The organism is Romboutsia weinsteinii, from assembly GCF_002250835.2.
In the GTDB taxonomy this organism is placed as follows: domain Bacteria; phylum Bacillota; class Clostridia; order Peptostreptococcales; family Peptostreptococcaceae; genus Romboutsia_A; species Romboutsia_A weinsteinii.
Genome location: NZ_NOJY02000072.1, coordinates 1 through 11469 on the forward strand (window position 1 = coordinate 1; position 11469 = coordinate 11469).

The 11469-nt window shown below is 30.7% G+C and carries 11 protein-coding genes; 8 read left to right on the forward strand and 3 right to left on the reverse strand.

The window, feature by feature from the left end:
* Window positions 1-382 (reverse strand): undecaprenyl-diphosphate phosphatase (locus CHL78_RS18140; protein WP_274541868.1); only part of this gene is annotated, 382 nt, incomplete at its 3' end.
* Between the two features lie 147 nt (window positions 383-529).
* Here CHL78_RS18140 and CHL78_RS18145 point away from each other — a divergent pair.
* The 4 genes from CHL78_RS18145 (at window position 530) to CHL78_RS18160 (ending at window position 5383) form a co-directional block, all read left to right on the forward strand.
* The gene (locus CHL78_RS18145) at window positions 530-1438 is read left to right on the forward strand and encodes a tyrosine-type recombinase/integrase (protein ID WP_094366763.1); all 909 of its coding nucleotides are present in this window, start codon (window positions 530-532) and stop codon (window positions 1436-1438) included.
* 92 nt (window positions 1439-1530) lie between these two features.
* The gene (gene purB / locus CHL78_RS18150) at window positions 1531-2976 is read left to right on the forward strand and encodes an adenylosuccinate lyase (protein ID WP_094366764.1); all 1446 of its coding nucleotides are present in this window, start codon (window positions 1531-1533) and stop codon (window positions 2974-2976) included.
* Between the two features lie 323 nt (window positions 2977-3299).
* A complete protein-coding gene (yjeM, locus tag CHL78_RS18155) occupies window positions 3300-4811 on the forward strand; it encodes a glutamate/gamma-aminobutyrate family transporter YjeM (protein WP_094366765.1) in 1512 nt (503 codons plus the stop codon).
* A 119-nt stretch (window positions 4812-4930) separates the two neighbouring features.
* Complete coding sequence (locus CHL78_RS18160) at window positions 4931-5383, forward strand: MarR family winged helix-turn-helix transcriptional regulator (protein WP_094366766.1); 453 nt, start codon at window positions 4931-4933, stop codon at window positions 5381-5383.
* Between the two features lie 83 nt (window positions 5384-5466).
* Here CHL78_RS18160 and CHL78_RS18165 read toward each other — a convergent pair whose 3' ends face one another.
* Window positions 5467-6951 (reverse strand): alanine/glycine:cation symporter family protein, encoded by a 1485-nt coding sequence (locus CHL78_RS18165; protein ID WP_094366767.1) that lies wholly within the window; start codon window positions 6949-6951, stop codon window positions 5467-5469.
* A 21-nt stretch (window positions 6952-6972) separates the two neighbouring features.
* Window positions 6973-7719, reverse strand: a complete 747-nt coding sequence (locus tag CHL78_RS18170; RefSeq protein ID WP_094366768.1) for a glycerophosphodiester phosphodiesterase — start codon at window positions 7717-7719, stop codon at window positions 6973-6975.
* Between the two features lie 350 nt (window positions 7720-8069).
* Here CHL78_RS18170 and CHL78_RS18175 point away from each other — a divergent pair, with 350 nt between their 5' ends.
* The 4 genes from CHL78_RS18175 to CHL78_RS18190 all read left to right on the forward strand — a co-directional run.
* Entirely contained in the window at window positions 8070-8723 is a 654-nt protein-coding gene (locus CHL78_RS18175) for an MgtC/SapB family protein (protein WP_094366769.1), read from the forward strand.
* A 37-nt stretch (window positions 8724-8760) separates the two neighbouring features.
* The gene (locus CHL78_RS18180) at window positions 8761-9312 is read left to right on the forward strand and encodes a glycerol-3-phosphate responsive antiterminator (RefSeq protein ID WP_094366770.1); all 552 of its coding nucleotides are present in this window, start codon (window positions 8761-8763) and stop codon (window positions 9310-9312) included.
* Between the two features lie 256 nt (window positions 9313-9568).
* Entirely contained in the window at window positions 9569-11029 is a 1461-nt protein-coding gene (locus CHL78_RS18185) for an NAD(P)/FAD-dependent oxidoreductase (RefSeq protein WP_094366771.1), read from the forward strand.
* On the forward strand, window positions 11019-11469 hold a 451-nt coding region (locus CHL78_RS18190; protein ID WP_116041667.1), incomplete at its 3' end, for an NAD(P)/FAD-dependent oxidoreductase. The genes CHL78_RS18185 and CHL78_RS18190, both read left to right, overlap by 11 nt.

Consider the following 11469-nt stretch of genomic DNA (forward strand, 5'->3'; position numbering starts at 1 on the left):
TTATTATACCATAAGCAATAAGTGCTATAGCAACTACAGTTGAGTTAAAGAATACTTCTTCTATCTTATCATCAAATAAAACACCTAGTACTCCAGACGGTATAACAGCAATTAACACCTTTGTCCATAAATCTATAGTATCTCTTTTTTGTTTTTGAGTCTTAGATCCATCAAAAGGATTTAACTTCTTAAAATAAATTGTAAGAACAGCAAGTATAGAACCAAACTGAATTACAACTAAAAATGTACTGATGAATGCTTGTGACATATTAAGCTGTAAGAATTCATCAAATAATATCATGTGGCCAGTACTACTTACAGGTAGCCATTCAGTTATACCCTGAACGATACCTAAAATAACGGCTTTTAAAATCTCGATCAAATTAATTACCTCCAATACAAATTATCATAGTAACGCAAATAGACGTCAATTAAGAGTATATCAATAATTTAAAACTTATTCAATATTATAAGTTCAAATGTTACTTATTAGGGGGATAGTATAAACCAAAATAGAAGGGAGATATATATGTATACTACAATTGAATTAGATAATTATGAAACTGAAGTTTTTAATAGCTTCTCCAAAAAACTTAACCCAAATACTAAGCATGACTACCTATCAAAAATATTGCTATTTAAAGAATTTCTAGAAGATAAAGAGCTTTTCTTCGTTGAAAAAGAAGACTGTAATAGGTTTATAGAACATATCCAAGATGCATATGCAAAATCTACTTGCGAAAAGATATATAGTTACTTACATAGCTTTTATAATTTTTTAAAAAAACAAGAATATATAGAGATAAATCCTTTTAGATTTGTAGAAAAACCAGTAGTAACAAGAATAAAAACTAAAGATAATGTGCTAAGTATTCAAGAAATAAACCAATTAATAGATTCGCTTCCAAGATTAAATATTAGAGACAGATCTATAATAGTATTTTTAGTTACGACAGGGTGCCTTTTAAATGAACTTGTAGCTTTAAAATGGAAAGATCTAATGGTGGATGCAGATAATAATTCTTACGTGAGACTTGGAAAAGCTAAAAAAGAAAGAATAGTAAAGCTTCATCCATACTGCTTTAGATTATTAGAAGACTATAGAAACTACTCTGGACTATCTGAAGTTATAACACCAACAGAAGAATTTGTTTATACAACACAAAAGAGCAATTCTATAACAGATAGAAATGTTAGATTAATAGTAAAAAAAGCTTTAGATAATGCTAGACTATGTAAATACTCAGCAAAAGATTTTAGACACTCATTTGCAGCAATTGCTCTTAGGCTTGGTGCTGACGAAGAAGACATAAAAAGACAACTCGGTTGGAGTGATAAGTACTATGCTATAAGGTATAAATATGTATTAAACTTTGTAGATAGTGAAAGTGTAGATTACATAATAAATAAAGACAATATAAGTATTAATAAAAAGTAATATGAACATAAATAAAAAAAAGCTTGTTATTGTTCGTTAAATTTTATATAATTAGCATGTATTAAATTTGACTTAAGGGAAGGTGTACATTTATGATAGATAACAAATATGCTACATATTCAAATCCTCTTACAGATAGATACTGTAGTAAGGATATGAGCTTTATATTCTCTCCACAGTTTAAATTCTCAACATGGAGAAGATTATGGGTTGCTCTTGCAGAAGGTGAGCAAGAATTAGGTATAAATATAACGGATGAACAATTAGATGAATTAAGAGCTAATATTGACAATATAAACTTTGATGAAGCTAGAAAAATAGAAAAAGAAGTAAGACATGACGTAATGAGCCACGTAAAGGCTTATGGTCTACAATGTGATAAAGCTAAGGGGATAATACATTTAGGAGCAACATCTGCTTATGTTGGTGACAACACAGATGTTATACAAATGAATGAAGCTTTAAAACTTTTAAGAGTTAAACTTGTAAACTTAATAAATAACTTAAAAGAGTTTGCATTACAATATAAAGATATGCCAGCATTAGGATTTACTCATTTCCAAGCTGCACAGCTTACTACAGTAGGTAAGAGAGCTTGTTTATGGGCACAAGACTTAATACTAGATTTAGAAGATCTAAATTACAGAATAGACACTATGAAACTTAGAGGGGTAAAGGGTACTACTGGTACTCAGGCTAGTTTCTTAAGTTTATTTGAAGGAGACCATGAAAAGGTTAAAGAATTAGATAAGTTAATATGTAAGAAAATGGGATATTCTTCTTCATATGCTGTAAGTGGACAAACTTACACTAGAAAATTAGATTATCAAGTTGTAAGCATATTATCAGGAATAGCTCAAAGTATGCACAAAATGACTAATGACATAAGACTTTTACAAAGTTTAAAAGAATTAGAAGAGCCATTTGAAAAGAACCAAATAGGGTCATCAGCTATGGCATATAAGAGAAATCCAATGAGAAGCGAAAGAATAGCATCATTATCAAAATATATAATAACTGAATCTTTAAGTCCAGCTTTAGTTCAAGCTACTCAATGGTTAGAAAGAACTTTAGATGACTCAGCTAACAAGAGATTAGCTATACCTCAAGCATTTATGGCAGCTGATGCTATACTTGAAATAGGAATAAATGTAACAAATGGGTTAGTAGTATATGAAAATATGATAACTAAGCGTATAAATGAAGAACTTCCTTTTATGGCTACAGAAACTATACTTATGGAAGCGGTAAAAAGAGGTGGAGATAGACAAGAATTACATGAAGTTATAAGAGAATTATCTATGAAGGCAGCTTACAGAGTTAAGCATGAAGGAAAAGATAATAACCTTATAGATCTTATAATAGAAGATCAAGATTCATTTAAAATGTCTAAAGAAGAAATATTATCTATAATGGATCCTAAAAACTTCGTAGGTAGAGCACCTGAGCAAGTTGTTGAATTTGTAGAAGAAACTTTAGAACCATCAATAAAGGACTACAAGGACTCTATAGGAATACAAGTAGATTTACATGTATAATATTAAATAGGAAAAGGAGTATCTAATAATGACGGAATTCATTACTAGATACTCCTTTTACGTTGTTATGTTTAACTTAAAGCATATGTGATATACACAAGTTATAACGGAAAAGGCCTACTATAAATAGTAGGCCTTTTAATGGGCTAGCGTCACTTCCTCATGGATATGAGGAGATCTTCTAAAACCATTATAACACATAAATACTAATAATAACAGAATATATTATAAAAAAATTAGAAATCCATAAATATAAAATAATTTTGGTATTAAATTTGATATTCTACAAAAAGTAATACTATGTTTAATAAGGAGGAAAAATCATGTCACAAAATAACAATAATGTTAAAAAGCTATCTTTAGTATCATTAATATTAATGATTTTTACATCAGTATTTGGATTTGCTAATATGCCAAGAGCGTTTTTCTTAATGGGGTATTCAGCAATACCTTGGTATGTATTTAGTGCGATATTATTCTTTATACCATACGCATTTATGATGGCTGAGTATGGTGCAGCCTTTAAAAAAGAAACTGGTGGTATGTATTCATGGATGGAAAAATCAGTAGGATCTAAGTATGCATTTATAGGTACGTTTATGTGGTATGCATCTTATATAATTTGGATGGTAAATGTATCATCATCAATATGGATACCTTTATCAAATGCTATATTTGGTTACGATAAGACGGATATGTGGACTATATTTGGATTAAATTCTACTCAAACTTTAGGAATATTAGGTGCATTATGGATTGCGCTTGTAAGTTATATAGCCACAAAGGGAGTAGATAAAATAACAAAAATAACTTCTGTAGGAGGTACTGCAGTTGCTCTTTTAAACATTGTTTTACTAATAGGTGGAGTAACAGTACTATTAATTAATGGAGGTAGATTTGCACAACCTATAGCAGATATTGCGCAAAGCTTTGGTAGATCACCAAACCCAGGATATCAAACTCCATTAGCAGTACTATCATTTTTAACCTTTGCAATATTTGCATTTGGTGGCTTAGAAGTACTAGGAGGATTAGTAGATCAAACTGAAGACGCAGAGAGAAACTTCCCTAAAGGTATAGCAATAGCGGCAGTGGTAATAGCAATTGGTTATGCAGTAGGTATATTTGCATGTGGTATGTTTACAAACTGGGATGCTATACTGTCTGTAAAAGGGGTACATATGGGTAATGTTGCCTATGTGCTAATGCAAAATTTAGGATTTGAGCTTGGTAGAGCTTTTGGAATGAGTACAGATGCATCTTTAACACTAGGTTTATGGGTGGCAAGATTTGTAGGTCTTTCAATGTTCTTAGCTTTAACAGGAGCCTTCTTTACATTAACATACTCTCCGCTGAAAACATTAATACAAGGTTCACCGAAAGAAATATGGCCAGGTAAATTAGGTCATATAAAAGATGGTATGCCAGTAAATGCTATGAAAGTACAAGCTATAATAGTTATAGTTATGATACTAATAATATCATTTGGTGGAGATAGTGCAGAAGAGTTCTTTGGAAAGTTAGTTTTAATGACAAATGTTGCGATGACAATACCATACTTATTCTTACTAATTGCGTTCCCTATATTTAAGAAAAAGCAATTAAATGGAGAATTAGAAAAGCCATTCTTGGTATATAAGAGTTATGGAGTAGCCTTAACAGTTGCAACAATAGTAAGTATAGTAGTCGGATTTGCCAACATATTCACAATAATTGAGCCTGCATTATCAGGCAAAATGATAGACACAATATTTATGATTGCAGGTCCATTATTATTCTCTTTAGCTGCATTTATATTATATTATGTATACGAATCAAAGCACTTAAGAAAGTAGAAAGTGCTAAACCGAGTATCTAAGGTGTTTTTTTTTAGTAAACTATTGTACTTATAAAATATTTATTGTAAACTGAATTCAGTACGAACTAATTAAAAATTAACATCTGGGGTGATATAATGCAATGTATAGTATCGGAAACGATTGGATTTTTATCTAAAACTTTTCCGAAAATTTATTCTAGTCTTTATTTAGAATATTTAAAGCAATATTCAGCAACTTATAACGTAAATAAAACGCAATTAAGAGCGTTAGTATTTATAAAAAACAATGGGGCTATAAGTATGACAGATCTATGTGCTAAGTTAAACATAGAAAAGGGTAGTTTAACTAGTATGGTAGATGAGTTAACTAAGAAGGGGTATGTAGTTAGGGAAAAAGATCTTTCAGATAGAAGAAAATACCTTATCACTATAACTGAAAAAGGAGATAAAATCGCTACTGATTTTATGGAAAAATTAACTTATAAGCTAGAGGAAAAGCTATCAAAGTTAAATATTGAAGATAGGGGTAAGTTTATAGAAGCTATAACAACACTTCAATATATACTAAGCAAAGAAGAGTTAAATTAACTCTAATGTCTTATTAGATAAAAAACTAGAAAGAACAAAGGGTGTACTATTTTTAGTACACCCTTATATATTATTAAATTGTATTATACTGATTTTTTTGTGAGCTTAGTTTTTTCTAGATATCTGTTCTCCCAGAAGTCAGCATTGTTTATTCCTAAAGCTTTAGGATTAAACACTAAATCTTCTCTAGCAACTCCTGCTTTTCTTTGAGATTCATAATCTTTTAGGCATGCTAATGCAGGCTTAGTCATAAAGAATAATGCTATAATATTTATCCAAGCTGTTATACCAACACCTATATCTCCCATTGTCCATGCAAGACCTGCTTTTCTAACACATCCAAAGTATACAGTAGACAATATTACTATTCTTAATATTGTAAGTGGCAATTTACCAACTTCTTTATTAAATATCTTCTTAGATAGATAACTTAAATTAGTTTCTGCAATATAATATGACGCCATAGCTGATGTAAAAGCAAAGAAGAATAAAGCGATCGCAACAAATGATTTACCAAATCCAGGTATAAATGAATCTATAGCTAATTGAGTGAATGATGCACCATACTCAACACCTGGTAAGAACTCAACTATAAATCCTCCATCAGGAGAAACTACATTGTAAGTCTGGCAAATTAATATCATAAAAGCAGTAGCAGAACAAACTACTAATGTATCAATATATACTGAGAAAGATTGTAAAAATCCTTGTTCAGCAGGATGTTTTGACTCAGCAGCTGCTGCTGATTGAGGACCAGTACCTCTACCTGCTTCATTAGAATAAACGCCACGCTTTACACCCCAAGATATTGTAAGACCGATTATACCAGCAAATGCTTGTTCTGAACCAAAAGCAGATCTAAAGATTAAAGCAACAACTCCTGGTAACTTATCTATATTAAATAATATTATAATAACTGCCATAATAATGTATGCAAGTCCCATAAAAGGAACTATTATTTCAGCAACTACACCTATTCTTCTTATACCACCAAATATTATAAGTCCTAAGATTAAAGCTAATAGAAGTCCTACAGTAGATGCTTCTAAATTAAAAGCTGTTTGCATACTATTAGATATTGAGTTAGATTGTACACCAGGCAGTAATAATCCCATTGCTATTAGAGTAGCAAATGCAAATAATAAACCAAACCATTTTTGATTTAATCCTTTTTCGATATAATAAGCTGGACCACCTCTATATTGACCATCTTGTTCTACTTTATACAACTGACCCAAAGTTGATTCAACAAAAGCAGTACCAGCACCTAAAAATGCTATTAACCACATCCAAAAGATTGCCCCTGGACCACCTAAAGCTATCGCTGTTGCAACCCCAGCTATATTTCCAGTACCAATACGACCAGCTAAGGAAACAGATAATGATTGGAAAGAAGATATACCTTTTTCAGACTTGTCCCTACTTATAGCAAGTCTAGACATTTCTTTTACTTGCCTGATTTGTATAAATCTTGTTCTTATTGAGAAATAAATCCCTGCAACTAAAAATAATCCAACTAAATAATTACTCCACACTATGTCATTAATAGCGTTTACAATATTCTCCATACTAAAAAATCCCCCTTTAATTTATACGCAATATTCTTTTTCTGATAAAACTTCTAACATTAATTCGGGATAATCTGTAAATACAGCATCCACATCAAACTCAATCATCTTTCTCATAATTATAGGTGCGTTAACTGTATAAACATAAACCTTTAAATTATTAGAATGAGCTAAATCTACCATTTCTTTAGTTACTAATTCTTTGCTTATATTAATACTATAAACACCTAATTTCTTAGCATGCTCAACTACATTATTCTCTGAAGCAAAGTCTTTTTCAGCTTCATAAAGAGCCCCATATTTATAGCTAGAGTCTATACTTTTGAATATATTTAAACATTTATGATTGAAACTAGATATAAGTACATTGTTTTTCATGTTATATTTTTCAACTAGTTCTAATACATCATTTTCTAAATCATAATGAATTTGATCTGTTTTTGCTTCGATATTCAAAGTAATATTTTTATCTTTAATAAGAATTAAAACATCTTCTAAAGTTGGAACTTTACATAGTTCATTATTTACAAACTCAAATTTTCTGCAATTGAAACTTTGTAATTCAAGTAAAGAATAGTCCTCAACCATGCCTCGACCTTTGAAGGTACGTTGTATATCTTCATCATGAATAACAACTAGCTCACCATCCTTACTTTTATGAACATCCAGCTCTATACCATTGATAGGAAGAGTTAATGCTTTTTTAAAAGCTAGGATTGTATTTTCGGGGTAATCACTACTAGCACCCCTGTGTGCAAAAATTTCCATAAAAACACCTCTTATTCTTTGTAGGATTTTATAGCGTACAAAAACAAAAAAATAAGAGAGGTAATTAAACTTGAGACTACACAAATAGTCTCAAAAATAAATAGCTCTCTCATAATCTCCGCTATATTTTTAATTTTAGTACTTTTAGTATAAAATGGAAAATGTTTTCTGTCAATATTGATAATATATTTTTAATACTGAAATAAAAATTTAACATTGATTTAAAAATTATTTGACAATAAAACATAGATAGCATATTCTTTTAGTAGAGATGAGGAGATAAAAACATTAGGTTTATTCTCCTTATTTTTGTATAAAAATTAAAGAAGATAAATAAGTAGGGGGCATATATGGGAGAGAAAGAGATATTTATTAGACTAGTACTGGCCTTAATTATAGGGGGAGTTACTGGTATTGAGAGAGAACGATTAAATAAATTTGCGGGATTTAGAACGCATATATTAGTATCACTTGGATCCTGTATATCTTCTATTATATCTTTAGAATTATTTTTACAGTATAATGGAGTAGCAAATTTAGATCCAGCCAGACTTTCTGCACAGGTACTATCTGGGATTGGTTTTTTAGGAGCAGGTACAATACTTAAGACCTCTGGAGGAGTAAGAGGATTAACAACTGCAGCAGGAATATGGTCTACTGCCTGTATAGGTATAGCAATTGGTTATGGATATTATTTTTTAGCCATAGTATCGTGGATATTCTTGCTTGTAGTTTTATGTGTACTTAAGTACATCGATATGCTATACAAAAAGAAAAGAAGCGAGAGTGTTGTATTGACGATTAAAGATAATGAAGCAATACCAAGAATTATGGAAATACTTGATGAGATGAATTTAGATACTAAGAAATTTGATATTGAAAAAAAATCAAGTAATCTAGTGTTAAAATTTACTTTTGATAATGGATCAAAAGAAGATAGAATGGAGTTTTTAGGAAAGGTGGCAAGTATACAAAGTAAAATAGCAATAGAGTATACTTCATGATATAATAAACAAAAAAACTGACAAACATGGGGGAATTATGAACAACATATTAGAAGTAAATCCTATAATAGGAGCTGTAAAAAATCAAGATCAAATAGAAGAAGTAGCAAAATCCGATTGTGATATAGTATTTTTATTGAATGGGGATATATTAACATTAAAGCAAAAGATAGAATTTCTACATCAACATGATAAAAAAGTATTTGTACATATAGACATGGTATCTGGAATATCATCAAGTCCTGTTATTGTTGATTATATAAAAGAGGAGTTTAATTTAGATGGAATATTAACAACTAAATCAAATATTGTAAAAAGAGCACTAGAACTGAAGCTGGACGTTGTACAAAGGTTTTTCTTTATTGACTCCATGTCTTTAGAAAATGCTATAGAAAACTTAAAAAAGGTAAAACCACAAGCAATTGAGATTATGCCTGGTATACTACCGAAAGTAATAAAAAGAATAAATAAGGAGTTTCCTAATATTCCTATAATATGTGGTGGACTTATAAGTGAGAAAGAAGAAATTATTAATGTTTTATCTGCTGGAGCGATGGCAGTTTCAACTACTAATCCGAAATTATGGTAATATTATATAATTATTTTATAAGCTATTAATAAAAAAGTAGTGACAAGAGATATTTTATTGTATATAATTTAAGTGAAAAAAGAAAACGTTTGGAAAAATAATATATATGGCTAAGAGTAAAGAGAGCCTTCTATACATCGTATAGGGGGGTCTCTATTTTTTTGAACAACGATATATGAGCTTAGCGAACAGACTTTGGCGAAGTTAGTGAAGCTAAATTTTTATAAAACATAGTATTAATATTGGAGGGGAAATTATGTATGATATAGCAATAATAGGAGCTGGAATAACAGGTAGTTCTATTGCAAGGGAATTATCTAAATATAATTTGAAAGTTATAGTATTAGAAAAAGGCGTTGAGGTATGTCAAGGTACAACCAAGGCAAACAGTGCTATAGTGCATGGAGGATACGATGCATATAAAGGGAGCCTAAAAGCAAGATTAAATATTAGAGGAAATGAATTATATCCAAAGTTATGTGAAGACTTAAGTGTAGAGTTTAAACAAACTGGATCGCTAGTACTAGCTTTTGATGAAGATGAAAAGAAGCATATAGAGGAGCTTTATCAAAGAGGTCTTGAGAATAACGCAAGGGGTCTTAAATTATTAAACAAAGAGGAAGTGTTAAATTTAGAGCCAAATGTAAACGAAGATGTAGTAGGAGCATTACTTTGTGAAAGCGCAGGGATAGTATGTCCATTTAATTTAAATATAGCTCTTATGGAAAATGCAATAAATAATGGAGCTGTATTAAAGCTTCAAGCTCAGGTTCTAGATATTAAAAAAGAAGAAGACTACTTTGATATAAAAGTTCTAAACAGTGGCAATATAAAAGCTAAATATGTAGTAAATGCAGCAGGTGTATACGCTGACAAGATAAATAATATGGTAGGTGGAGATGAGTATAAGATAACACCAAGAAAAGGTGAATATAAGATACTTGACAAATCTGAAGGTAAAATAGTAAATCACGTATTGTTCCAATGCCCAACTAAAAAAGGTAAAGGTGTGCTTGTTACACAGACTGTGCATGGTAACCTTTTAGTAGGACCAAATGCAAATGAAGTAAGTGATAAAGAAGATATTACAACAAGTAAAGATGGAATAAAAGAAATAGTAGATTCTTCAAGAAAGACAATAGAAAGCATAAACTATAGAAAAACGATAACGTCATTTGCAGGTCTTAGAGCAACATCAAGCACAGGAGATTTTTGTATATTTGCATCTAAAATAGCTAAAAACTTTATAAATGTAGGTGGAATAGAATCACCAGGGCTTGCTTCAGCACCAGCAATAGGTGAGTATGTTGTAGAGATACTTAAAGAAGAAGGTCTGTACATAGAAGATAATAAGAACTTTAATCCACTTAGAAAAAAATATAAGGCATTCTCTCAAATGAGTATAAAAGAAAGAAATGAAGTAATTAATGAGGATGAAAAATATAGAAAGATAATTTGTAGATGTGAAAGCGTAACAGAAGGTGAAATTGTAGGTGCAATAAATAGACCTTGTGGAGCAAGAACAGTAGATGGAGTAAAAAGAAGAGTTAGACCTGGGATGGGAATCTGTCAGGGAGGATTTTGTGGTCCTAGGGTAATTGAAATATTAGCTAGAGAACTAAATATACCAGTGGAAGATGTATTAAAGGATTATGAAAATTCAAATGTAGTAGTAGGTAAAGTAAAAGAATTAAGGGGTGATTTAGTTGAAATATAATGTTGTAGTTATCGGAGGGGGTCCTGCTGGACTTGGTGCGGCAGTCGAAGCTAAAAAAAATGGATCAAAAAAAGTTCTTATAATAGAAAGAGATAGAGAACTTGGTGGAATATTAAATCAATGTATTCACAATGGATTTGGACTTCATGTATTTAAAGAAGAACTAACTGGGCCAGAATATGCTGGCAAATTTATAGATATGGTAAAAAATGAAAATATAGACTATATGCTAAATACAATGGTTCTAAATATTAGCAAAGATAAAACTATAGAGGCATTGGGAGAAGATGGGCTAATAAATATTCAAGCTGATGCAGTAATTTTAGCGATGGGATGTAGAGAAAGAACAAGAGGAGCGATAGATATACCTGGGTATAGACCAGCAGGAGTGTACACAGCAGGTGCGGCTCAAAGATTTAGTAATATGGATGGTTATATGG